The organism is Paraburkholderia sprentiae WSM5005, assembly GCF_001865575.2.
Taxonomy (GTDB): Bacteria; Pseudomonadota; Gammaproteobacteria; order Burkholderiales; family Burkholderiaceae; genus Paraburkholderia; species Paraburkholderia sprentiae.
In genome coordinates this window covers 2,499,556-2,523,520 of the sequence record NZ_CP017561.2, presented here as the reverse complement: position 1 = coordinate 2,523,520, position 23,965 = coordinate 2,499,556, and the positions used below count along the sequence as shown (strand labels likewise).

The window sequence follows — 23,965 nt, the reverse complement described above, 5'->3', positions numbered from 1 at the left end:
TTAATTGCCGACTGCGCTCTACCCTTTCAACGGATCGCGCGCGGTCCCGCATTGCCAGCACACGGTGAACTGCGCCTCGAGCCTTTCGCCGCACTGCTGACACTGCCATAGCGGCGCACCGGGCGCCGGTCCTCGCGACGCCGCTTCGATCAGCCGCCGCGCGATCGTCTCATCGCGTTCATCGACGAGCCATAGCTCCGGCGCGCACTGATCGGCCGGAATCTCGCCGAGCGCGCCGTTCAAGTAACGGTTATGCAACTCGCACGCGATGCCCGCGGTCTCCAAGACGTTGACCCAATGTTGTCCGATGATCAGGTTCGGCGCGCGCATCAGTTTCATGTCAGCGGACCATCTGGCTCGCCTCGTGCACGAGCTGCGCGTAAAGCGCATGCCGTTGGCGGCGGATGCGGCCGTCGGCGACCGCTTCGAGAATCGCGCAGCCAGGCTCGTGCAAATGATGGCAGTTGTAGAAGCGGCAATTGGGCAACAGCGGCCGGAACTCGGGGAACGCACGTTCGAGCCGTCCTTCGGTCAGGTGGTGCAGGCCGAATTCCTGGAAGCCCGGCGAGTCGATCAGCGCGCCGGCCGCGCCGTTGATGTCATTCGCGCCGGTCATACCCTGCGGCTGCGGCAAAGGATAAAGCCGCGTGAACGTCGTCGTATGGCGTCCGCTGTTCAACGCGGTCGAGATCTCGCGCGTCGCCACTTCGGCATCGGGAATCAGCAGGTTCACGAGCGTCGATTTGCCCATGCCGGACTGGCCGAGTAGCAGCGTCGCGTGAGCATGCAGATGTTCGGTCAACGTGGCGCGAGCCGCCTCAGGCTGCATGCGGATCGACACTTCGAGCACCGGATAGCCGAGCGCGCGATACGGCTCGAGCCGCTGGCGTGCGCCCTCCAGAGCATCGGTGACGTCGATCTTGTTCAGCACGATCAGCGGCTTGAGCTCGTTTGCCTCCGCGGCGACGAGCGCGCGGCCGAGCAGATCCTCGCTGAAATGCGGCTCGGTCGCGAGCACGATCAGCAACTGGTCGAGGTTCGCGGCGAACAGCTTCGACTTGTACTGATCCGAGCGATACAGCAGGTTGCGTCGCTCGCCGATTTCGACGATCACGCCTTGATCCGCCGAAGCCGGCTCGTAGATCACGCGATCGCCGACCGCGACCTCGCTGCGTTTGCCGCGCGGGAAGCACTGCAGTAGCGCGCCGCCGTCTTCGGGAGCGACCAGATAGTGGCGGCCGTGCGCGGCGACGACGAGGCCGCCCGTGCGCGCGCCGTGCATGCCGGACCCGGCGGCGCGCGCGCCGCGCGACGCCTTCTTGGGAGCGCGGCCGCTCATGCGTGCCGCAGCAGTCGGTCGATCCGCTGCGAGGCCGGCGGATGCGAGTAGTAGAACGCGGTGTACAGCGGATCGGGCGTCAGCGTCGACGCATTGTCCTCATACAGCTTGACGAGCGCGTTGACGAGATCGTGCGCATCGGTTTGGGTCGCCGCGAACGCGTCGGCTTCGAACTCGTGCTTGCGCGAGCTGAGGCTGCCAAGCGGTGTAACGAAGAACAGGAACACCGGCAGCGCCAGGAAGAACAGCACGAGCGCGAGTCCGCTATTGCCGCCAACGAGCGACGGCCGCACGCCGAGCCCTTCGTAGAACCACACGCATTGCGTCAGCCAGCCGAGCAGCGCGAGCATCGCGAGGCTGATTGCGAAGGTGACGAGCATGCGCTTCATCACGTGGCGGCGCTTGAAGTGGCCGAGCTCGTGCGCGAGCACCGCTTCGATTTCGCGGCCCGACAGGCGCGCGAGCAGCGTGTCGAAAAAGACGATGCGCTTGCTCGCGCCGAAGCCGGTGAAGTACGCGTTGCCGTGCGCCGAACGGCGGCTGCCGTCCATCACGAACAGACCCTTCGCGGCGAAGCCGCAGCGCTGCATCAGCGCCTCGATGCGGGTCACGAGCGCCTCATCCTTCAGCGGTTCGAACTTGTTGAAGAGCGGCGCGATGAAGGTCGGGAAAATCAGCAGACCGAACATCTGGAACCCGACCCACACGACCCACGCCCATAGCCACCACAGGTTGCCGGCGCGGTTCATCAGCCACAGCACGACGAACAGCAGCGGCAGACCGAACGCGATGCCGAGCAGCGCGCCCTTCAGGCGGTCGAAGAAGAACAGGCTTTTGCTCATCCGATTGAAGCCGAAACGCTGCTCGACGACGAACTGCCGGTAGTACTCGAACGGCAGGTCGATCGCGCTGGTAATCGCGATCACTGCGGCAACGAGCGCGATCTGCCCGACATAGCCGCGACCGAGCCAGTCGGAGAGCGCGAGATCGAGCATCTGCACGCCGCCGAGCAGCGTAAGCCAGATCAGCACGGCCGCGCCGACGACGATCTCGACCATCGCGAGCCGCGTGCGCTCGACCGTGTAGTCGGCCGCGCGCTGATGTGCGGTCAGCGCGATCGTGTTCGCGAACTGGCTCGGCACCTGTTCGCGATGGGCGGCGACGAAGCGGATCTGCCGCGACGCGAGCCAGAGTTTGGTGCCGACCATCGCAACGACGGCGATGACGAACAGCGTGGTGAAGTACAGGGTAGGCATCCGGGATTCCGTGGTATCTATGCGAGAATTATATGTTTCTTCGCGCCTCGCGGCGGAGATACGGTTTAACGCAGTGGTTCAACGCAACCGTTCCAGGCGGCGCTTCGGCGCGGCCGGCCCGGCTCGAGCCGCGCGAATCGATTCCAAACGGACACAACCGCGCGGCGGGGTTTCGAGCAAAGCCCGCCGCGCGGCCATCAGGATTGCCTTCATGACTGACATCCTCGCATCCACCGAACAGCCGCCGCTCGTGCGCAGCGACATGAATCTCGTCTGGCTGGACATGGAAATGACCGGGCTGGAGCCCGATACCGACCGCATCATCGAGATCGCGGTGGTGGTGACGAATTCGACGCTCGACAGGATGGTCGAAGGTCCGGTGCTCGCGATTCATCAGAGCGATGAAACGCTCGCGAAGATGGACGAGTGGAACCAGAACACGCATGGCCGCTCGGGGCTGATCGAGCGCGTGAAGGCGTCGACGGTGAGCGAGGCTGACGCGACCGCGCAGATCCGCGAGTTCCTCGGCCAGTACGTGCCGCCGGGCAAGTCGCCGATGTGCGGCAACTCGATCTGTCAGGACCGCCGCTTCATGGCGCGCTGGATGCCAGAACTGGAGAGCTTCTTCCACTACCGCAACCTCGACGTGAGCACGCTGAAGGAACTGTGCCGGCGCTGGCAGCCGGTCATCTACAAGGGCTTCCAGAAGCGCGCGATGCACACGGCGCTGGCCGATATCCACGAGTCGATCGACGAACTCAAGTACTACCGCCAGCATTTCCTCGTGCCGTCGGCGCCGGATGCCGCCGCGAGCGCTCAATAAACGCGCGGGCCCGCACGAGCAGGCCCCGAACCTCGCACCTCAGTCCTGCCGCGGTGCGCGTTGCGCGCTCTTCGGTCGGAACGCCTTGACCACCTCGGCGTTGGTTTCCACGTAAGGCCCGCCGATCAGGTCGATGCAGTAGGGCACCGCGGCGAAAATCCCCGGCACCTTCACCACCCCGTCATCGCGCAGGCCTTCCAGCGTTTCCCTGATCGATTTCGGCTGGCCGGGCAGGTTGATGATCAGCGCCGCGTGCCCTTCGGTTTCGCGGATCACCGCGACCTGGCGCGACAAGATCGCGGTCGGCACGAAATTCAGGCTGATCTGCCGCATCTGCTCGCCGAAGCCGGGCATCTCCTTCGTCGCGACCGCGAGCGTCGCCTCGGGCGTCACGTCGCGGCGCGACGGGCCGGTGCCGCCGGTCGTGAGCACCAGATCGCAGCCCACTTCGTCGACCAGTTCGATGAGCGTCGCCGAAATGGTGGGCGCGTCGTCGGCGATCAGCCGCGTGACGACCTGCCACGGTGACGTCAAGGCCGCGCCGAGCCACTCCCGCAGCGCGGGAATGCCCTTGTCCTCGTAGACGCCGGTCGACGCACGGTCGCTGATCGACACGAGGCCGATCACGATTTCGTCGGGGTGCTTACGTGGCTTAGGTTGATCAGGCGTCGCGGTCGTCATCGTCGTCTTCCGCAGCGAGGTCGGCGCCATGCGCGTCTTCGGCTTCGTCGTCCGTGCCGGCCGCGTTCTTGATCCACTGGAACAGCTCGCGGAAATAGCGCGGCGGCTTGCTCTGCTCCGCTTCCTTGCGCGCGTTGCGGATCAGCGTGCGGCCCTGCCGCGGGTCCGCGCTCGGGTGCTGGCGGATGAACTCGGTCAGCGCGGCGTCGTCGGCTAGCAGCTTTTCGCGGGTGCGTTCGATCCAATGGAGCTTCGCCGTCTCGCTCTTGTTGACGCCGTTGTAGGTGTCGAGCGCGGTGCGCAGCGCGGCGGTTTCGCTGTCGAGCAGCGAGCGCATCACGCGGCCGACGTATTGGATCTGGCGGCGTTTGCCTTCGTGGTCGGTGATGCGGCGCGCTTCGCGCACCGCATCGTCGAGCTTGTCGGTCATCGGCATGCGCTTGAGCGCGTCTTTCGGCAGCGCGACGAGCGCCGCGCCCAGATCCTGCAGCGCTTGCATGTCGCGCTTGAGCTGGGACTTGCTCGGGCGATCGTAGCCGTTTTCATCGACTTCCGTGACGACGGATTCGATCGGTTGAATGCGGGTTTTGCGTGTCATGCCGGTATTGTAACTTGCCGCGGCGGCCCGACCCGCGGCGGCTCGTACCTTGCTATGATCGCGGGATGCAATCATCCCGCACCCGCGTGGCGCACCGAATACGGTGCGCATATCAGGGCCGCGCGGCCCCAACAGGACGGCAACCACAATGGCAGCAGACATGGACGTCAAGCAGCGCTTTTTTCCGCATACCCAGGATGAGCTGAAGGCAATCGCCTCGGACATCCTCCGTCACGCGAAAGCGCTCGGCGGCAGCGACGCCGCGACCGAGATCTCCGAGGGCGACGGCCTGTCCGTCTCCGTGCGGCGCGGCGAAGTCGAGACCATCGAGCACAACCGCGACAAGATGGTCGGCGTGACGGTGTTCATCGGCAACAAACGCGGCAATGCGAGCACCTCGGACTTCTCGCCGCAGGCATTGAAGGACACGGTCGCTGCCGCCTACAACATCGCGCGCTTCACCGCCGAAGACGATTGCGCGGGCCTCGCCGAAGCCGAGCTGCTCGAAACCGCGCCGCGCGACCTCGATCTGTATCACCCGTGGAATCTGTCCGCCGACGAAGCGGTCGAAATCGCGCGCCGCGCCGAAGACGCCGCCTTCGCGACCGATCCGCAGATCAAGAACTCCGAAGGCGCGAGCGTGTCGGCGCAGCACTCGCAGTTCGTGCTGGCGACCTCGCGTGGCTTCCTCGCCGGCTATCCGTATTCGCGCCACTACATCGCGTGCGCGCCGATCGCCGGGAGCGGCCGCAACATGCAGCGCGACGATTGGTACACGTCGACGCGCAGCGCCGACGACCTCGCCGATCCCGAAGCCGTCGGCCGTTACGCGGCGCAGCGCGCGCTCGCGCGGATCGGTGCGCGCGGCCTCGACACGCGCAAGGTGCCGGTGCTGTTCGAGGCGCCGCTCGCGGCGGGCCTGCTCGGCGCGTTCGTGCAGGCGACGAGCGGCGGTGCGCTGTATCGCAAGACCTCGTTTCTGGTCGACAGCCTCGGCAAGCCGGTGTTCGCGCCACATGTGCAGGTGGTCGAAGATCCGCACGTCGTGCGCGCGATGGGCAGCGCGCCGTTCGACGAGGAAGGCGTGCGCACCCGCCAGCGCTCGGTCGTGAAGGACGGCGTCGTCGAGGGCTACTTCCTGTCGACGTATTCGGCGCGCAAGCTCGGCATGAAGACCACCGGCAACGCGGGCGGCTCGCACAACCTGTCGCTGCTCAGTTCGAACACGCGCGCCGAGGACGACTTCGAGGCGATGCTGAAGAAGCTCGGCACCGGTCTGCTGCTGACCGAGCTGATGGGGCAGGGCGTCAACTACGTGACGGGCGACTATTCGCGCGGCGCATCGGGCTTCTGGGTCGAGAACGGCAAGATCCAGTATCCGGTCGAGGAGATCACCGTCGCGAGCACGCTGCAGGAGATGTTCCGCCATATCGTCGCGATCGGTGCCGATACGATCACGCGCGGCACCAAGCAGACCGGCTCGGTGCTGATCGAGCGGATGACGATCGCGGGACAGTGAGCGGCGCGCTCCGATCCAGCGCCGCCCCGCACCAAACAAAAACGCCACGCAACGAAACGTTGCGTGGCGTTTTTTGTCGGATGCGCTGCGCGAGCGTTCAGACGTCCTTGCGCTGATACGTGACGAATGCGTAATCGAAGTCGTTCGGCGCGTTCGAATGATGCGCCTCGCGCGCAATTTCTTCCCATGCGTGCCGATCGATCGCGGGGAAGGTCGCATCGCCGTCGAAGTCGGCGGCGATTTCCGTGACGATCAGCTTGTCCGCGTGGCGCAGCCCTTCGTCGTACAGTTCCGCGCCGCCGATCAGAAACGCCTGCGGCGCCTGATCCTGCGCGGCGAGCGCGAGCGCGTCGTCGAGGTTGGTCGCGGTGTCGCAGCCCTGGAAGCGCCGCGCGGCATCGCGCGTGACGACGATGTTGCGGCGTCCCGGCAGCGGCCGGCCGATCGATTCGTGGGTCTTGCGGCCCATGATGATGGGCGCGCCCATCGTCGTGCGCTTGAAGAACGCGAGGTCTTCGGGTAGTCGCCAGGGCAACTGGTTGTCGCGGCCGATCACGCCGTTGCTGGCGCGAGCGACGATCAGGGTGAGCGTCGTCATCGAATGGAAAGAGGAGGGCAATCGGACGATTCTACCCGACGCGCCGATCCGCACCGATGCGCGCCGCCGTTCACCCCTGCGCCGGCCCGTCCGCGGCGGGCGCTCCGTTGTCGTCGGCGCCACCCTGGTCGCGCAAGCCATGCACGCCCATCAGCCGATACAGCGTCACCCGTGAAATGTTCAGATCCGCCGCCGCCTCGTTCAAGCGGTGCCGATGGCGCAGCAGCGCCGTCTCGATCGCGCGTTTCTCGGCGGCTTCGCGCGCTTCGCTGAGCGTCGTCGTCTGCTGCTCGGCGTACTGCGCGAGGTCGAGATCGTCGGCGGAGATCAGCTTGTTCTCGGCCATCACGATCGCGCGGCGCACGCGGTTGATCAACTCGCGCACGTTGCCGGGCCAACTGTAGTTGTAGAGCGCCTCGATCGCCGACGGCGTGAAGCCGCGAATCTTGCGCGCGTTGTCGGTCTTGAACTTGCGCAGGATGTGATACGCGAGAATCTCGATGTCCCGGCCGCGCGCGCGCAGCGGCGGCGCGTCGACGCGCAGCACGCACAGGCGATGAAACAGGTCGGCGCGGAACTGGCCTTCGCGCATTGCGCTGTCGAGATCGACGTGAGTCGCCGAGATGATGCGCACGTCGACCGGAATCGATTCGCGCCCGCCGAGCCGCTCGATCTTGCCTTCCTGCAAAAAGCGCAGCAGGCTCGCCTGGCTCTCGAGGGGCAGATCGCCGATCTCGTCGAGAAAGAGCGTGCCGCCGTTGGCCGCCTCGACCCGGCCGATCTTGCGCTGGTTCGCGCCGGTGAACGCGCCGCGCTCGTAGCCGAACAGTTCCGATTGCAGAAGATGCGGCGGAATCGCGCCGCAGTTGATCGGCATGAAGGGCGCCTTGCGGCGCGGCGAGCGCTCGTGGATCGCAAGCGCGGTGAGCTCCTTGCCGGTGCCCGATTCGCCCGCGATGAACACGCTTGCGTCGGTGTTCGCGACCTTGCGGATGGTGCGAAAGAGCTGCTGTATCGCCTCGCAGGTGCCGACCATTTCCTCGTCGCCCGCTTCGCTGGCGGGCGGCGTGAGTTCCGGGTCGCACAGCGTGACCATGCCGAACGCGTGGCCGGCCAGATAGTCGATCGTCGCGTGCGCGACGGGCGGCTTCACGAAGTCGAAGCAGTAGTGGCGCACGAGGCGTCGCACGAGCGGATCGTTGAGCCGCTCGTCGGTCGCGAGCGCGATCCAGCCGACCTGCTGCTGACGCAGGCTCGCCTCCAGCCCGCCGATGTCGCGCGGCGCGAAGCTCGCCAGATCGACGACGCCCGCGCACGCGATGTCGGGCTTCACGAGCCGCCCGAGTTCGTGCGCCGAGCGCGCGACCGCGACCGGCCAGCCACGGCTTTTCAGATGCGCGATCAGCGTTTCGTCGGGCGTATGCGCGACGTACAGCAGCTGTCGCTCGACGCCGCGCACCGCGGCGCGCTGCTTCGGCAGCGCGAGCGACAGCTGCGGTCCCGCTGTCGCGACGGAAGTCTCACGGGTCATATGAGGTGATTCACGCACGTTCGACCTCGCATCGTTGGCACGTCAGAAGGTGTACGGAAAGCGCACGCCGACCACGAAGTTCGGTGCGTCGGGTGTGAGTCCGATCGAGACCGAGCCATTGATGGTCAGGTGCTTGTTCACGACGTGATTCAGGCCAAAATTCATCGCCGCGGCCGTGGTTTCACTGCCCGGCACTTTCTGATAGGTACCGCCCGGCGCCTTGGTCTGCGACTCCGGTTCGAGTGCCATCGTGAACGACACGCTGGCCGAATCCTTGTCGGAGAACGCGAGCGCGACGCCGCCGCCGAACTGCACGATGTCGCCGAGCTTGACCGTCGCCGGTTCGGTTTGGCCCTGCACCGACGAGATGTCCGCGAACGAACGCGCGAGGTTGTAGGTATAGGAAACGCTGCCGAACAGCACGACCGGGTCGTACGTCTTCAGCACCGACAGACCCGCCGTGATGTTCCAGAAACCGGTGCCGGTCGGCAGCTCGGTCGGCGCGACCAGGTTGGTGTTGTCCGCGTCGACCTGCACGACTTTCTGGCCGAACGGCGAGCTGCCGGTCGGCGCCTTCACGCGCAGACTGCCGACCACGTCCGGCATCGCGTTGGTTTCCTTGAGGAACTGGTAGTAGATGCCGAAGTTCACGTCGCCGATGTCGTGACTCGACACCGTCGCGTCCGACAGCGTGCTCGCCGCGCCGCCCGCGCCGCCGACGATGAAGGTGCTGCGCCGGTATACGTACGGCACGTCGACGTCGACGTTGATGCGGTCGGACACGCCGTAGCGAGTGTCGAGGTCGGCCATGACCTGGTGCGACTTGGTCTGGCCGAGGTTGATGTTGCCGAGGAATATCGCGTCGAGCGCGAGGAAGCCCGACAACTGCAACTGGCGACGGTCGTAGTACGTGTCGCTGATGCCGAAGTCCATCGTCAGTTTGTGGTCGAAGAGCGGCGCATGCTCGCGCTGCACGACCGCCTGCTCGGCCTGGGTGCGCACCGGCTCGCTCGCGCGCTGGGTCTGGCCGACCGCGCCGCTGCCGTCGGTGGCGGCGGGCAGGCCGCCGGCGCCGGCACTGGCTGCGTTGCCGCCGTCCGGCGTCGGCGGCTTGACCGGCACGCCGGTCGCGGTGCCGGTGGTGCCCGTCGGCGCGGGCGCGCCTGGCGCAATCTGCGCGAGCGGCGGCAGCGGCACCGGCAGGCCGTCGGCGCCGGACTGCTCGGCCACCGTTTCGTTGCCGGCGGGGGCGCCGGTGCCTGGCACGCCGCGTCCGCGTTGCGCCATCTCGAGTTCGGTGACCTGGCGTTCGAGCGAATGGATTTGCCGCTGCTGCTCGTCGACCACGCGCATCAGCGTGTTCAGACGGTCCTCCACGGATTGACCGGCGAGCGCCTGCGCGCTCGCCGATGGCGAAACAGCCCATAGCATGGCGGCGGCCGGAATGGCCGCGAGGGCGATGCGCGGCGCCCTGGTCGATGACACTTTTTTCATTTTTTGCTCCCCCGGTGTTCCAACCGCGCGGTGCTGTTTGCGCGGCCGTCTTTTTACTGCTCGTGCTGCAGCTGGCGGGTGGCGGCCCGCCGCGTTATCTCCTGTTTTGCAGCGCCTGTAACACGCCTGACTGACGAAGCATCGAAGCCGACATCTGCTGGGTTTGCAGATGCAGTTGCAGGGCGTTGGCGACTTGCTGGTTATTGCCTGCAATCTGCAGCAACTGGGCGATCTGCCCGTTGCTCGGCGCGATGGTCTGGGTGGCGAGCCCAGCGGGTGTCTGCAGCGCAACGCTGACGCCGTTGCTGCCGAACGAAATGCCGGCTTTTACGGAGCCGGTCGAATTGCTGGCCGATGCCGACGGTGCGTTGGCGGAGCCCGTCAGCGTCACGGCGTTGTTGTCGAAGTCGATCAGTGCGGAGTTGATGCCGCTGTTGCGATCGCCCGCGACCTGGGTGACTTGCGACACGCCATTGACGCCGATGCTCTGGCCGCCGCGCGCCAGGGCATTCGGATCGGCGCCCGAATCGCCCGCATGGCCAAGCGCGCCGTCATTCACCCGGGCGAACGTGCTGACGGAGCGCGTGAGCTGGCCGCTGCCATCGTGCACCGCGCTCAGCGAGCCTTGGGCGAGCGCGCTCGCGCCGTTGGGCAACTGCCACTGCGAAATGACGTTCAGCACGAAGCCGGAGATCATCGTCGCGCCCGCGTATTTGCCGGTCTGGGTCGCGAGCACGTCGTCGCCGACGAGCTGCACCCGCACGGGCGGCGCGCCTGGCGCGGACGGTATCGAAAGTTCGGTGGCCGCGGGCGAGGCGGCGGGCTCCGAAGCCTGGGCGAGGCCGCTAGCGCCGCATGCGATGGCGCAGAGCACGAACCCAAGCTGTGTGAAGTGTGACTTCATGGCGGGATCAGAACATGTCTGCCTTGTTCAAGCCGTACTCGAAAAAGGGAGTCGCGGCGGTGCCGGCCGCCAGTGCAGCGGCGCGCAGCTTCAGCGCGAGCGACTCGTTGTCTTGCAACAGCGGTGAATCCTCCCTGAAGGGTTTGCCGAGGACCGCGAACACGAGACCGTTCCAGGTCTTCGCGAAGTCCTCTTCGAGCACGATGCGATTGCCGAGCGCCGGGTCCGCGATGAACACGCGGCCGTCCTGCGCATGCTTGACGAGCACGAAATGCTCGTAGCCGTCGATGTTCATCAGGACCATCACGGGGATCTGCAGATGGTGGAGCGCGTCGACGTTGACGCGAAAGCCGCGGCCGCGCAGTCCGATGGTCTGGACGAAGTGCTTCATGTCGAGCATCGAAAAGCCGTTGCTGACGACGACTTCGGGCGTCGAGAAGGCCATCATCCGGCCGATCAATTCGGTCTCCGGAATATCGATGCCGTAGCCGTACTTCAGGAGGGTGGCGAGCGCCGCCGCGCCGCAGCTGTAGTCGAACTGCTGATTGACGATGTGGTTGTAGCGCAGGTCCTTCATCGAACGGACGGTCTTCGTCAACGGCACGCCGACGAAAGTGGACGTGTCGATGCGCGACTGTGCGGCGGCGTGATCCGCGCACAGCGCGCAACCTGCCAGCGCTACCGCGAACGGTAGCGCCGGGAACCCCTTGAACCCGGTCATGCTGGTCTCCTGCGCGATCCGCGCCGGCAGCTGCTCTGGCTGCCGGCGCGCCCTTCCGACTGCTTTGTGCTTCCTTCGTGCTGCTTCTACTTGCCGGCGGCCGTCGTGTCGTCGGCTTACTTGCCGCTGTTCAGCGCCGCGATGGCAAGGCCGTTGTGCTGCAGGTTGCCCGCGCCGCCAGCAATGTTCACGCCGATGTTGCCGGACGCGCCGTACAACGTGTTCGCGCCGAGGCTGGCCGTGCCCTGGAACTGCCCGTGCACCGTCATGCCGGCGGTTTGCGCGTTGCTGTCGGTGGCATTCATCGCGGTCGTCAGCGCTTCGCGCGGGTTGGTCGTCGTCACTGCGCCGGCGAGGCTGTTGTTCTGCACGTTGCCGATGCCCGAAGCGATGTTGACGCCGACATTGCCCGTCACCCCCGACAGCGAGCCGTTGCCGACCGACGCGTTCAGATTGAAGTTATTGATCCGGGCGTTGCCGCTCGACGATTGCGTGTTGAAGTCCTGCGCATTGCCGAACACGTTGCCGATGTCTACCGAAGCGAGCGCCACATCGTTGCTCTGCGCGTTGCTGATGCCTTCGGCGATGTTGATGCCGAGGTTGCCCGACACGTTGTTGGCCGCGCTCGCGCCAGTCGTGGCGGTCAGCGTGCCGGCCGCCTGGTTGTCGATGTGTTGCGTGATCGAACCGCGGGTCGTCACGTCGGTGCTCGACATGCCCGCGTCGACGCCCCATGCGGCGCGATACGAGTCGGTCGACGACGCGCGGCTGCGCGAGTAGCCCGACGAGTGCTCGCCGACCATCGCATAGCCGGAGCCTTCGCTCGCGCTGAAGCCCCACGTACGGTGTTGTCCGGACGCCTCGCTCGCTTCGAAGCCGCCGGCGACGCCCGACGAATTCGAGTAGCTCGATTCGCGATACCCGGCCTGCAGGCCGCCGCGGGCGCTGAACGAGCCGCTGCCGTGCGAGAGCGCGTTATGGTCCTGATAGGTGTAGCTGCCGCCGATCGAACCGCCCGCCGACAGATGGCCGCCCGAGTTCTGGCTCGTGTGCGAGAAGCTGCCCGCGATGCCGGCTGCCTGCTGGCTCGTTTCATAGCCGCCGCCCGTCAGGCTCGCGCTGTGGCTGCCGTACGCGTAGCCGCCGGAGGCTTCGAAGCCCTGCGAGCTGGAGCTCGACGACGTATGGTTTTGCGTCGTGAACGCGAATGCCGTGCCTGCGCCCCTGACCGACGTCCTGCTGTTGTTGAGGGTCGTGGTCACGGCGCCGGTGGTGTAGGTCTGCGCCTGCGGAACGAGCGATGCGTTCACATTGACCGACTGGTCGTTGTTGATCACCGCGCCTGCCGTGCTGGACACGTGCACACAGCCGAACAGTCCGACCAAGCCTTCGACACCGATCATCTCGCCGACGGCCGTCGAGTTGAACAGGTAGGCCTTCGGCGATGCGGCGAGCACGCTGCCCGATGCCGTAACGAGCACGGCTGCTGCAATAAGAGTGCGCTTCATGATTCGCTCCGATACTTTGGGTGTGGTCAGTTAAAAAAAGTGCCCGCCGGGGGACGGAGCACAAAACTGTTTGCCGTGGCATTACCGGCGCCGGCCGCCTGGTTGATCTGCACGATTCCGCTTGCGTTGCGCAAGGCATCGCTGGAAATGCTTGCCTCGCGCATGCCGTGAAGCGCGCTGGATTGCCCCGGGCTGCCGTTTTTCGGGGCCGTCGCGGAAAGCTCCCCATCCGAGACGGTCTCGACTCCGAGCGCCGCAGCCCCGAGCTCGGTGCTGTTGCGCTGCAGATTGCCTGCTCCGGCCGACTGGTTCACCAGCACCGCGCCGGAGGTGTTCGACAATGCGTTCGCTTCGATCGACGCTTGTGCGCGCGGCACATTCGCGACCACCGCCGTGCTTTGCACGCTCGCGTTCGCGTTCCCGGCCGCCGCGCCCTTCGTCACCGTGATCTGATTCGCCTGCGCGTTGTCGAGGCCGGCCGTTTGGTTGACCGCGAATGCGCCGGTCACGCCCATGCCCGCGGCGGTGCCGATCGTCGCGGTCGCGCCGACGACCGGCACCGCTTGTGACTGCGCGTGCGCGGCGCCGGCGACGAGCGCAGCGACGCCAATGCACAGGCACCTGCATACGCGCAGGGCCGGGCGTGCCGAGGCGACTTGCAGCGATTGCAGCGAGGGGCGAAGGAGCGTGCTCATTTCAGAGCTCCGAGCGCGCCGCCGAGCACGTTCGACAGCGGCGCGAGCGCGCCCGTCACCGACGAGCTGATCGTGCCGCCGACGCCCGCCGCTGGTCCGCCGATGCCGCCCGAGTTCAGCGGGATCGTGTTGCCGGTCGGCTTGCCGCTCAGGATCTGCGTGACGGCCTGCATGCCGGTGCCGCCGAGCGCGCCGCCGGCGGCGACGCCGTTCGAGCCGTGCGCGTTCGTCAGATCGGCATCGCCGACGAGCGTCGCGATGGTCGGATCGAACGAGTTGGCCGGGAAGGTGGTGGCGCGCACCGCGACCGGGTCCTGGTCGCGCGGCACGGGGACGAACGCGTCGCGCGGCGTGACGCTGCGCTCGACGATGATGTCGCCCGGATTGGCGAGCTGCCCGGCATCCGCGTGGCTCGCGAAGCAGATGGTGACGAGGACGCTGGCGAGAAGGGCGGCGCGGGCGCAGGCGGCCCGCGGTGTGTGGCGATGCGAAGTCATGTCCCGGTCCCCTTTCTGTTGTTACTTGTGTCCCGCCGTCGTGGGGCGCGTTGCGTTGCGCGCGGCCACCGGTCCTGCCTTGCCTGGTTGCGTGCTGTCTGTTCGCTGCTTCGTTCTGCTACTTGCGCTGGTAAGTCGCGAGATTGCCTTGGGCGGCGCGCGCGGCGTCGACAGGCACCGGCAGCGGCAAAGGCGGGGCGATCTCGTCCCACAACGTCACCTGGTTGTCGCTGTGTTGCATGAGTTGCGGTGTCGTGGCGACCATCAACATGCCGACAGCGCCGCCGCGTTGCCGCGACAGCACCTGGTCGTCGAGCGAAATATCGTTCATCGATGCAGCATCGGCAGCCGGGTTCCACCCCTTGGCGGTGCTCTGGCTGACGTCCTGCGCGGCAATCGGCGTGGTGGCTTGCAGGCTGGCGGAGGCGGGGACGGCGGCCTCGCTGGAATCCGCCAGCGAGGCGGATGACGCCGGGGCGGCCTGCGCTGTGGAGGTGCCGGCGCTCGCCGGAAGTGCGCTGAATGCGAGGGCTGAGCAGAGTGCGAAGTACGATGCGCGGCGGCTTATCAGATCGATGCGGAATGCGAGTCGCATGATGTGTCTCCCTGTGCTGGCCATTTAGCGAAACACGTGCCATCGCTCGCAATCCATTGATACGTCTGGCGCCAGCTAGCAGAAACGCATCTAATGCGTTCCGAATCGGGAGAAAACGTTGCGGCGCTGAAACGGATCAGCAGAAAATACCTGTAATTCGTTAATCCGCGAGGTACGAACTACTGTCGCGAGAACGCCACGAAAAGCGCTTCCACTAATCTTTTATTTGTCGGCTGAATAAATGGTGATCGGCCGCTCAGCCTTGATGGGCAAGGGGTCCATCGATTAAATTCGCATAATTGTTTTCGAAGCGGCGCGCGTATAGTAAGCTCTCGAAAACAGCTTCGGTTTAAAAAAGGCCCCGTATCAGGCCGTCTCAAACACACACGCCGCTTTCTTGGGGATCAGCTGTCCGCACGGAATGGAATGGCCGTTCGGGTTTTGCGATTCGCGAATCCCGAACGAGTCAGCGTGTCTGAACCGCAGTTTCAGGTGCATGCGTCGTCCTAAACGTTCGTTGACGAGAGGATCTGAATAATGGAACCCGCAACGCGGCAACTGATTTACGTTTCGCGCGACCCCAGCGCGGAACTGAATACGCGTTTTCTGCAGCGCGGCTGGCATGTCGAAGTCGTGGGATCGGCGCGCGATGCGCGCCGGGCAGTGCGCACCGGCTCGGCTGCTGGAGGCCTGCTCGATCTGTCCAGTGATTTCCAGCCGCACGAAATCGCCGCCTTTGAGTCCTGTTTGACGATGCCGAACGTCGGCTGGGTCGCCGCCACCACGCCTGGCCAGCTGCAAGACGCCGCTTTGCGCCGGCTGGTGCGCGACTACTGTTTCGATTACGTGACGGTGCCCTATTCGGGCGACCGTATCGTCGATTCTGTCGGTCATGCATACGGCATGATCTCGTTGAGCGAAACCGCGTCGAACGACGGCTCGCAGGGCGCCGAGGGCGAGATGGTCGGCTCGTGCGACGCGATGCTTGCGCTGTTCCGTTCCATCCGCAAGGTCGCGATGACCGACGCGCCGGTGTTCATCTCCGGCGAATCGGGCACCGGCAAGGAGCTGACGGCGGTTGCCATTCACGAACGCTCGGCGCGGCGCAACGCGCCGTTCGTGCCGATCAATTGCGGCGCGATTCCGCCGCATCTGCTGCAATCGGAACTGTTCGGCTACGAGCGCGGTGCGTTCACCGGCGCGAACCAGCGCAAGATCGGCCGGGTCGAGGCGGCCAACGGCGGTACCTTGTTTCTCGACGAAATCGGCGATCTGCCGCTAGAGAGTCAGGCGAGCCTGTTGCGGTTCCTGCAGGAGCGCAAGGTCGAGCGGCTCGGCGGGCATACCGCGATCGACGTCGACGTGCGGATCATTTCGGCCACCCACGTGGACATGACCGCGGCGATGATCGAGGGGCGCTTCCGTTCTGACCTGTATCACCGCCTCTGCGTGCTGCAGATCGACGAGCCGCCGCTGCGCGCGCGCGGCAAGGACATCGAGCTGCTCGCGCGGCACATGCTCGAACGTTTCAAGAAGGATGCGAGCCGTCGGCTGCGCGGCTTCGCGCCCGATGCGATCGCCGCGCTCCATAACTACGGCTGGCCGGGCAACGTGCGCGAGCTGATCAACCGGGTGCGGCGCGCGATCGTCATGTCGGAGGGGCGCGCGATCACCGCGCGCGACCTCGAACTGGCCGAATATGTCGAGATCGTGCCGGTGTCGCTCGCGCAGGCGCGCGAAGCGGCCGAACGTCAGGCGATCGAGCTTGCGTTGCTGCGGCATCGCGGGCGGCTCGGAGACGCGGCGCAGGAACTGGGTATCTCGCGGGTGACGCTGTACCGGCTGCTGTGCTCGCACGGCATGCGTCATATGGAAGGCGAGCCGATGTCGGCGCCGCACCGCGAATTGCCGGCGTCGGTGCAGCACTTGTAAGGCGGCGGGCGGCCGGCGAGGTTGGCGACTCTCATACCCGGCGCAGCGCCACCACGTGGCAAGCGACGCGTCGAAGCGCTGTCGCGCGGGTGTATTGGCCGCTCGTATTTTTCGTGTCCGCGGTCTTTTCCTTTCCGTCTAAACCCCCCTTGATATTTTCCCCATGCGGCGCGCCGTGCCCCGGCGTCGTCCGGTGGCGCTTGTTAGAATCAAGGTTTGCTCAATTCCGTGAGCGCGCCTGATTCGCTTCGCGCCGCGTCGAAGGAAACTGCATGAAACAATACCTGGACCTGGTCCGCACGATTCTCGACACCGGCACGTGGCAGGAAAACCGCACCGGCATCCGCACCATCAGCATGCCCGGCGCGATGCTGCGCTTTGATCTGCAGCAGGGATTTCCCGCGGTCACGACGAAGAAGCTCGCATTCAAGTCGGCAATCGGCGAGCTGGTCGGGTTTCTGCGTGCTTCGCGCAGCGCCGCCGATTTCCGCGAACTCGGCTGCAAGGTGTGGGACGGGAACGCGAATCAGAACGCGCAGTGGCTCGCCAATCCGTATCGCGAGGGCCCGGATGATCTCGGTGATGTCTACGGCGTGCAATGGCGCAAGTGGCCGGCCTACAAGGTACTCGACGCCGGCGCGAGCGCACAGCTCGCCGACGCGCAGGCGCGCGGTTTTCGCGTGATCACGCAGTTCGATGAAGCAGGCCGCTCGAAGGTACTGCTTTACAAGGCGATCGACCAGCTGCGCCAGTGTCTCGACACGATCATGCAGAATCCGGCCGATCGCCGGATTCTTTTCCATGCCTGGAATCCGGCCGTGCTCGACCAGATCGCGCTGCCGGCCTGCCATCTGTTGTACCAGTTCCTACCGAACGTCACGCGCCGCGAAATTTCGCTGTGTCTGTATATCCGCAGCAACGACGTGGGGCTCGGCACGCCGTTCAATCTGACCGAGGGGGCCGCGCTGCTGCATCTGGTCGGACGGCTGACGGGCTATACGCCGCGCTGGTTCAGCTATTTCATCGGCGATGCGCATATTTACGAGAATCAGCTCGACATGCTGCACCAGCAGCTCAAGCGCGAGCCGTACGAGAGTCCGCGGCTCGCGATTGCGGATCGCGTGCCCGACTATGCGATGACCGGCGTGTACGAGCCGGAGTGGCTCGAAAAGATCGAGCCGGCGGATTTCTCGCTGATCGGCTATCGGCATCACGAACCGCTGACGGCGCCGATGGCGATTTGACGTCGGTAGAAGCGGGGCGGTAGCGCTCGTGCCCGTCGAATTAAGTGAAGCCCCGCGATGGTTTGCATCGCGGGGCTTTTTTGATGTCGCGACGGCAGGCGCGCAGCTCAGCTCTTGTGATGCTCGTCGCGATTGCCGCCGCCTTGGTGCTGCTCGGCGTGTTGCGGTTGCGGCTGCGCACGCGGCTGCTGCACTTGCTGGGGCCGCGGTTCGGGGCGCGGCTGCGGCATCTGCATCTGGGGACGCGGTTCCGGCCGGGGTGGTTGCATTTGCGGACGCGGTTCGACACGCGGTTGCTGCGCCTGCTGGAACTGCGGCCCGGGCCGGGCTTGCGGCATTGGCATCGGACGCGGTTCGACACGCGGTTGCTGCGCCTGCTGGAACTGCGGCTCGGGCCGAGCTTGCGGCATCGGCATCGGACGCGATTCGATACGCGGTTGTTGCGGCGGCTCGGCGCGCGGCGCGCGTTGCATCGACGATGGAGATCCCTGGGGCCCACGCGCCTGTTGCTGCGCGGCCGGATTTCCCGGCGGATGCGGCACACCGGACTGCGGCGCGAACCTCGGCTGTTGCGGTCCGCCGGACTGCTCCATGCGCGGTGCCTGTTGCGCCATCGGCGTATGTGGCTGCGTCCATGTCGGCTGCGGCCTGCCGACCGCGCCCCATTCCTGCGGCGCACCGTGCTGCCCTGCGTACGCGGCGTTGGCTGGATCGATGCCACCTGCCTGCGGCGGCCGCGGCACACCGTTCGACGGATGGCCCAGGCCCGTGCGAGCGCTCTCGCCAGGCTGCGGCGGATGCGCGTTGCCGCCCATCTGCGGCGGCATGCCCGGACGCGCTTGCGGCGCTGCGCCATGCGGCCCGGCGGCGCCTATTTCGCCGGGCCGCTGGCCGGCTTGCTCGACGCCACGTGGCGCGTTGCTGCCAGCCGCGTCCGGCGAAGCGGGTGCACCCGCCGCCATTCCCGGCGGACGTCCCGGCACATGCGACCGTACGACTCGCACGTTCGCCACCGTCAGTGCGCCCGGTGCGCCCGTCATATGCGCGGGCACCGAGGTGCGCACGACCGGCTGGCCGGCGCCGGGCACCCGACCGCCGCTTTGCGCGAAGCGCTGCGCGAGTTCATCGTGATAGGCAGGCGGCATGACGGGGTTGCGCGTCGCGACGACCGGCCGTGCGACCACGCTCGCCGGCGGCCGATAATTCGCCCGCCGCAGATCCGACCCGAAGCTCTCACGCACCGGCGCGATCCCCGGTGCGCCGGGGTTGATTCGCGCGTTGCGCCACTGCGCGGGATCGACGTGATGAGAGAAGCGACTGACCGGCTGACCGTGCACGAACGCGGTCGCCGGCACGGCAGTCACACCGCCCGGCACGCGATAGTTGACGTAAGTGTTGTGGATGCTCGGGTTGCGGTGGTATTCGTTGACGATCGTCGTGCGATTGACGCGGTCGTAGTATCGGGCGCTCCAGCGGTCGTGATCGCGCCAATGCGGATGCCACCGCTCGCCCGGCCCGAGCGGAAACCACGCGACGCCTGCCGCGACGACTCCGCCGACCGCCAGATTCACGCCCCAGTCGACGCCGCCCTCGTCATCACCGACGAACGCGACCAACGCCGGCGCATAGGCCGGCGCTGTGTCCGCATCGAGCGAACCGGGTACCCAGGCCCACGCACCGTCGACCTCGGCCCAACGGCCGTAGTGGTACGGCGCGAAGCCCCAGGGTTCGTCGTCGACCCAGGTCCAGCCCCACGGCGCCTGCCAGACCCAGTGGCCGTCGCGATACGGCGCCCAGCCGGCCGGCGTCGCGCTCGGCACCCATACTTCACCGTACTGCGGCGTTTCGCGCCATGTGCCGTTGGCATCAAGGTCCTGATAGCCAGGGACGTCGCGCGACACGTAGCGCGCCGACAGCGAGCGGTCTTCGGTAGCGTCGCGGCTCGCGGCCCATTGATCGAGCTCGTCGGGCGCGGGCGCACGGTTGTCGGCGAGCTGCTGCAGGCTGGTGCCGGCAAAGCGGATCTGCTGACCCGCCGCGACCGGCACCTGGCCGCCGTCGCCGTACGCGATCGCGCCGCCGCTGCGCACGGTGACGGTCGTGCTGCTGCCGTCCGGCGCGACATCGACGCGGTAGTCGCCGGGACCGTTCACACCGAGCGCCAGGTTCGGCGTGTCGATTTCATACGAGGTTCCGGGCGCGAGTTCGCGCACGCGCGTCGACAGCGTGCCTTGCGCGATTTTCAGTTGCGCGGTCGTGTCGTCGAGATCGAGCACGTCGAGGCTCGTGTTTTGACCGAGGCGCACCGCGGTCGAGCCGATGTGGAGCTCGGAGCGTGCGTTCTGGTCGTTCCACAGCTGGTCGCCGGTCGTCAGCGGCCGGTTGATCTGCGCGTACGACCAGTCGGTCGCGCCGGCGGGCTCGGTGGTCACGGCGCCGGCCGTGTAGTTCAGACGCGCGATGCGCCCCGGCGGGTCGCCGCCCGACGGATCGCCGCCCGGCTGATTGCCAGCCGGCGCGACGGCCGCCGCGGTTTGCGGCGCGAGTGGCGCTTGCTGCGCTTGGGCGGTTTGCGCGGCGAGCGCAACGACGGCGGCCGCGATCAGCGTATAGCCGCTCGTCCGGCCTTTCATTCCGGCTTGCTGCATGGGCTGCCTGGCGTGTGTCATGACTGATCTCCGGCGGACGTGGCAATTGGCCGGGTCCATTCAGTCACTGTACTTGCCGCTTATGTTTCAAAGCCCGCTCATTTGTAAGGTGGATTCGCGGGCGTGTAACAAAAGGTCTCGCGTCGGGTCTCGCCGCGCCGCGCCGCGGATGGCGCCACCGTCTAGCCGGCCAGAAACGCATCGAAATGCTGCTGGCCGGCCGGCGTCACGCGCAGCACGCGCGGCCGCAAGGTCCGCTCAACCCAGCCCTGCGACGACCACGCGTCGAGCAGCGCCGCGCCGAGCGCGCCGCCCAGATGCGGCCGGCGCATGCTCCAGTCGAGGCATGTACATGCGAAGCGCCGCCGCCGGGTCTGCTGCGCGGCAACGTCGATGCCCCAGTCGGCGAAGCGGGCGGCGCCCTGCGCGGTCGCTTCGAGCGATGCGCCGTTTTGCGTCAGCAGCCCGCGCTCGAGCATGCGCTCGAACAGCCGCACCGACAGCTCACCGGCCATGTGGTCGTAGCAAGTGCGCGCGTAGCGCATCTCGAGCGGCACGGTGCGGGCCGGACGCGGCACGGCGCGCTGCGGCGCGCTCACCTGGGCAACGGTCGCGAGCGCTTCGATCGATGCGGCGATGTCCGGCGACGCGATCCGGAAATAGCGATGCCGGCCGCGTACTTCGAGCGCGAGCAGCCCGCCGTCGGTGAGCCGTCCGAGGTGGGCGCTCGCCGCCGAGGGCGACAACCCCGCGATCATCGTCAGTTCGCCGGCGGGGCGGGCGCTGCCGTCCATCAGCGCCCACAGCATCGCGGCGCGGCCGGGGTCGGCGAGCAGTGCGCCGATCCGGCTCAGGCCGGGGAAGTGGTTCTGGTCGTCTGCAAGGGGGGCCGTCATGACGCGTCTCCTGAATGGGCGGCGAAGGGCAGTGCGGCCGAATGGCAGAGCGGTCCACTGCGATTCCCACTCTACGCGCATCAGGGATTCGACGTTTCAGCCTGGCGTGAACAATGAATGCGGCGGTGTTTCGTGCCGGCCCGGGCCCGCGCGTTGTCTCGTGCCGCCAGGCTAGAATCGAAGCCTGTTCGTGCAGGAATTCGATGTGATGAAAACTCTTCTGGCCGTCGTCGCGGCGGTCCTGCTATTGAGCGCCTGCGCGGGGGGCGGAGCCGGCTCGGGCTCGGCCGGCAGCGGCAGCATCAACATGTACGGCATCATCGACGAAGGGATCAGCGTCCACAACTAGGCCCGAGCGTCGGCCGGCCCATCGGCGCGCCGCGCGCCGCGTCTCCCAATCGACGGCGTGCGCAATATTGCGCTCGTATAATCGCCTCCTTTCAATGCGTCCGATTGACCGGAGTCAAGATGAGCACTGTTGCCGCAGCACCGCTGGACCGTTCGGAAACCACCTTCCGCTTTCTCGCCGAGCCGACCTCGGTCAACTTCGGCGGCAAGGTGCACGGCGGCGCGCTGATGAAGTGGATCGACGAAACCGCCTACGCATGCGCAGCGGTGTGGTCGGGGCGCTATTGCGTGACGGTCAGCGTCGGCAATATCCGTTTTCGCCGGCCGATCCTTGTCGGCAATCTGGTTGAGCTGCGCGCGCGCATCGTCGCGACCGGCCGCACCAGCATGCACATCCACGTGTCGGTGTACGCAGGCGATCCGAAGGGCGGCGAGCTGCTGCAGACCACCGACTGTCTCGTCGTGATGGTCGCCGTCAACGAGAACGGCCATCCGGTGCCGGTGCCCGCCTTCGTGCCGCAGACGGAGGAACAGAAACGCCTCGCCAGATACGCAATGGACGTGAAGGAAGCGCTCGACGCGATCGTCGAGCTGAAGCCGGAAGAAGTCGCGCAGGGAAAGATTTAAGCCTGCCACGGGCGCGAACGGCACGGCCCTTTGTGCGGCCCGTTTGCGCGCCCCGTTGGCGCGCCCCTTTGCGCACCATTTGTCGCGCCGCCTCGCGCCTCGTCACGTGGTGCGCCCGACCATATCCTTCGGTTGCACCCACTCGTCGAACTGCTGCTCGGTGACATAGCCGAGCGCCAGCGCCGACGCCTTCAGCGTCGTGCCTTCCTTGTGCGCTTTTTTCGCGATCTGCGCGGCCTTGTCGTAGCCGATGTGCGGATTGAGCGCCGTCACCAGCATCAGCGATTCGTTGAGCAAACTATCGATGCGCGCGTGATTCGCCTCGATGCCGACCGCGCAGTTCTCGTTAAAGCTATGCGCACCATCGGCGAGCAGGCGCACCGACTGCAGCACGTTGTGCGCGATCATCGGACGGAACACGTTCAGTTCGAAGTTGCCGCTTGCGCCACCGATGTTCACCGCGACGTCATTGCCGAACACCTGCGCGCACAGCATCGTCAGCGCTTCGGCCTGGGTCGGATTGACCTTGCCCGGCATGATCGAGCTGCCCGGCTCGTTTTCGGGAATCGACAGCTCGCCCAGACCGCAGCGCGGACCGCTCGCGAGCCAGCGAATATCGTTGGCGATCTTGTTCAGGCTCGCGGCCACCGTTTTGAGCGCGCCGTGCGCGAACACCAGCGCGTCGGCGGCGGCCATCACCTCGAACTTGTTGGGCGCCGACACGAACGGCAGACCCGTCAGCTTGCCGATCGCGGCGGCGACGCTGTCGGCGAACTTCGGATGCGCGTTCAGTCCCGTGCCGACCGCGGTGCCGCCCTGCGCAAGCTCGTACAGATGCGGCAACGTCGACTCGACGTGCCGGATGCCTTGCTCGAGTTGCGCGACATAGCCGGAGAACTCCTGGCCGAGCGTGAGCGGCGTCGCGTCCTGCAGATGCGTGCGGCCGATCTTGACGACGTCGGCGAACGCTTTCGCCTTGCCGTCGAGCGTATCGCGCAACGTCTTCAGCGCCGGCAGCAGATGCTTGACGATGGCCTGCGCGGCGGCCACGTGCATCGCGGTCGGAAATACGTCGTTCGACGACTGCCCGCGATTCACGTCGTCGTTCGGATGCACCTTGCGCGCTTCGCCGCGCTCGCCGCCGAGCAGCTCGCTCGCGCGGTTCGCGATCACCTCGTTCAGGTTCATGTTGGTCTGCGTGCCCGAGCCGGTCTGCCAGACCGCGAGCGGAAATTCGCCGGGATGCTTGCCGTCGATGATCTCGTCGGCCGCCTGCATGATCGCGCGGGCCTTCTGCTCGTCGAGCACGCCGAGGCCGAGGTTGACTTCGGCCGCCGCGCGCTTGATCACAGCCAGCGCGGTGATCAGTTCGGGCGACTGCTTCTCGGTCGAAATCTTGAAGTTCTGCAGCGAGCGCTGCGTCTGTGCGCCCCACAGACGGGCGTTCGGCACTGCGATTTCGCCGAACGTGTCGCGCTCCATCCGTACGTCTTCAGTCATGGTTGACTCCG

24 protein-coding genes are annotated in these 23,965 nt (G+C 66.5%); 6 read left to right on the top strand and 18 right to left on the bottom strand.

Features of this window, described 5'->3' with window-relative positions:
* Positions 1-18: 18 nt before the first annotated feature.
* From BJG93_RS11515 to BJG93_RS36055, 4 genes are all read right to left on the bottom strand, one after another.
* Positions 19-339 carry a putative signal transducing protein gene (locus tag BJG93_RS11515; RefSeq protein WP_027198405.1) on the bottom strand — a complete coding sequence of 107 codons (321 nt, stop codon included), beginning with the start codon at positions 337-339 and terminating at the stop codon, positions 19-21.
* A 1-nt stretch (position 340) separates the two neighbouring features.
* On the bottom strand, positions 341-1,339 hold the full coding sequence (rsgA, locus tag BJG93_RS11510; RefSeq protein ID WP_027198404.1) for a ribosome small subunit-dependent GTPase A: 999 nt from the start codon (positions 1,337-1,339) through the stop codon (positions 341-343).
* On the bottom strand, positions 1,336-2,595 hold the full coding sequence (locus BJG93_RS11505) for a M48 family metallopeptidase (RefSeq protein WP_027198403.1): 1,260 nt from the start codon (positions 2,593-2,595) through the stop codon (positions 1,336-1,338). The genes rsgA and BJG93_RS11505 overlap by 4 nt, the downstream gene beginning before the upstream one ends.
* Before the next feature lie 78 nt (positions 2,596-2,673).
* Positions 2,674-2,808 (bottom strand): hypothetical protein, encoded by a 135-nt coding sequence (locus BJG93_RS36055; protein ID WP_269217452.1) that lies wholly within the window; start codon positions 2,806-2,808, stop codon positions 2,674-2,676.
* Between BJG93_RS36055 and orn the strand changes: the two genes are divergently transcribed.
* Positions 2,807-3,418, top strand: a complete 612-nt coding sequence (orn, locus tag BJG93_RS11500; protein WP_027198402.1) for an oligoribonuclease — start codon at positions 2,807-2,809, stop codon at positions 3,416-3,418. The genes BJG93_RS36055 and orn overlap by 2 nt on opposite strands.
* Before the next feature lie 39 nt (positions 3,419-3,457).
* On the opposite strand, the gene mog is transcribed toward orn, so the two are convergent.
* Together mog and yjgA are read right to left on the bottom strand one after the other, a co-directional pair.
* Positions 3,458-4,099, bottom strand: a complete 642-nt coding sequence (mog, locus tag BJG93_RS11495; protein ID WP_082194650.1) for a molybdopterin adenylyltransferase — start codon at positions 4,097-4,099, stop codon at positions 3,458-3,460.
* Positions 4,080-4,697, bottom strand: coding sequence for a ribosome biogenesis factor YjgA (gene yjgA, locus BJG93_RS11490; protein WP_027198400.1), 618 nt, complete (start codon positions 4,695-4,697; stop codon positions 4,080-4,082). The genes mog and yjgA overlap by 20 nt, the downstream gene beginning before the upstream one ends.
* A 148-nt stretch (positions 4,698-4,845) precedes the next feature.
* On the opposite strand from yjgA, the gene pmbA reads away from it, so the two are divergent.
* The gene (gene pmbA, locus BJG93_RS11485; RefSeq protein ID WP_027198399.1) at positions 4,846-6,216 is read left to right on the top strand and encodes a metalloprotease PmbA; all 1,371 of its coding nucleotides are present in this window, start codon (positions 4,846-4,848) and stop codon (positions 6,214-6,216) included.
* Between the two features lie 97 nt (positions 6,217-6,313).
* Here the strand turns inward: pmbA and BJG93_RS11480 are convergent, their stop codons facing one another.
* The 9 genes from BJG93_RS11480 to BJG93_RS11440 all read right to left on the bottom strand — a co-directional run bounded on the left by BJG93_RS11480 (position 6,314) and on the right by BJG93_RS11440 (position 14,759).
* Positions 6,314-6,814, bottom strand: coding sequence for a dihydrofolate reductase (locus tag BJG93_RS11480; RefSeq protein ID WP_027198398.1), 501 nt, complete (start codon positions 6,812-6,814; stop codon positions 6,314-6,316).
* 70 nt (positions 6,815-6,884) lie between these two features.
* Positions 6,885-8,345, bottom strand: coding sequence for a sigma-54 dependent transcriptional regulator (locus BJG93_RS11475; protein WP_231337398.1), 1,461 nt, complete (start codon positions 8,343-8,345; stop codon positions 6,885-6,887).
* Positions 8,346-8,387: 42 nt separating this feature from the next.
* Positions 8,388-9,839: a hypothetical protein gene (locus BJG93_RS11470; RefSeq protein ID WP_027198396.1), complete on the bottom strand. Its 1,452-nt coding sequence runs from the start codon at positions 9,837-9,839 to the stop codon at positions 8,388-8,390.
* A 94-nt stretch (positions 9,840-9,933) separates the two neighbouring features.
* Positions 9,934-10,743 (bottom strand): hypothetical protein, encoded by an 810-nt coding sequence (locus BJG93_RS11465; protein WP_027198395.1) that lies wholly within the window; start codon positions 10,741-10,743, stop codon positions 9,934-9,936.
* Between the two features lie 7 nt (positions 10,744-10,750).
* The gene (locus BJG93_RS11460) at positions 10,751-11,464 is read right to left on the bottom strand and encodes a C39 family peptidase (protein ID WP_027198394.1); all 714 of its coding nucleotides are present in this window, start codon (positions 11,462-11,464) and stop codon (positions 10,751-10,753) included.
* A gap of 116 nt (positions 11,465-11,580) precedes the next feature.
* Positions 11,581-12,972, bottom strand: a complete 1,392-nt coding sequence (locus tag BJG93_RS11455) for a serine-rich family protein (protein ID WP_027198393.1) — start codon at positions 12,970-12,972, stop codon at positions 11,581-11,583.
* Between the two features lie 26 nt (positions 12,973-12,998).
* Positions 12,999-13,667, bottom strand: coding sequence for a hypothetical protein (locus tag BJG93_RS11450; protein WP_027198392.1), 669 nt, complete (start codon positions 13,665-13,667; stop codon positions 12,999-13,001).
* On the bottom strand, positions 13,664-14,164 hold the full coding sequence (locus BJG93_RS11445; RefSeq protein ID WP_027198391.1) for a hypothetical protein: 501 nt from the start codon (positions 14,162-14,164) through the stop codon (positions 13,664-13,666). Before BJG93_RS11445 ends, BJG93_RS11450 begins: the two co-directional genes overlap by 4 nt.
* 118 nt (positions 14,165-14,282) lie before the next feature.
* Positions 14,283-14,759: a hypothetical protein gene (locus BJG93_RS11440; protein ID WP_027198390.1), complete on the bottom strand. Its 477-nt coding sequence runs from the start codon at positions 14,757-14,759 to the stop codon at positions 14,283-14,285.
* 537 nt (positions 14,760-15,296) lie between these two features.
* Here BJG93_RS11440 and BJG93_RS11435 point away from each other — a divergent pair.
* The gene (locus BJG93_RS11435) at positions 15,297-16,691 is read left to right on the top strand and encodes a sigma-54 dependent transcriptional regulator (RefSeq protein ID WP_027198389.1); all 1,395 of its coding nucleotides are present in this window, start codon (positions 15,297-15,299) and stop codon (positions 16,689-16,691) included.
* Positions 16,692-16,963: 272 nt separating this feature from the next.
* Positions 16,964-17,935, top strand: coding sequence for a thymidylate synthase (locus BJG93_RS11430; protein ID WP_027198388.1), 972 nt, complete (start codon positions 16,964-16,966; stop codon positions 17,933-17,935).
* Between the two features lie 107 nt (positions 17,936-18,042).
* On the opposite strand, the gene BJG93_RS11425 is transcribed toward BJG93_RS11430, so the two are convergent.
* Positions 18,043-20,604, bottom strand: a complete 2,562-nt coding sequence (locus BJG93_RS11425; protein ID WP_051374420.1) for a DUF6600 domain-containing protein — start codon at positions 20,602-20,604, stop codon at positions 18,043-18,045.
* 161 nt (positions 20,605-20,765) lie between these two features.
* Positions 20,766-21,479: an ArsR/SmtB family transcription factor gene (locus BJG93_RS11420; protein WP_027198386.1), complete on the bottom strand. Its 714-nt coding sequence runs from the start codon at positions 21,477-21,479 to the stop codon at positions 20,766-20,768.
* A 208-nt stretch (positions 21,480-21,687) separates the two neighbouring features.
* Here BJG93_RS11420 and BJG93_RS11415 point away from each other — a divergent pair, with 208 nt between their 5' ends.
* Positions 21,688-21,828, top strand: a complete 141-nt coding sequence (locus tag BJG93_RS11415) for a hypothetical protein (RefSeq protein WP_167544140.1) — start codon at positions 21,688-21,690, stop codon at positions 21,826-21,828.
* Between the two features lie 119 nt (positions 21,829-21,947).
* Complete coding sequence (locus tag BJG93_RS11410) at positions 21,948-22,454, top strand: acyl-CoA thioesterase (RefSeq protein WP_027198385.1); 507 nt, start codon at positions 21,948-21,950, stop codon at positions 22,452-22,454.
* Between the two features lie 102 nt (positions 22,455-22,556).
* Here BJG93_RS11410 and fumC read toward each other — a convergent pair whose 3' ends face one another.
* A complete protein-coding gene (gene fumC, locus BJG93_RS11405) occupies positions 22,557-23,954 on the bottom strand; it encodes a class II fumarate hydratase (RefSeq protein WP_027198384.1) in 1,398 nt (465 codons plus the stop codon).
* Between the last annotated feature and the right edge of the window lie 11 nt (positions 23,955-23,965).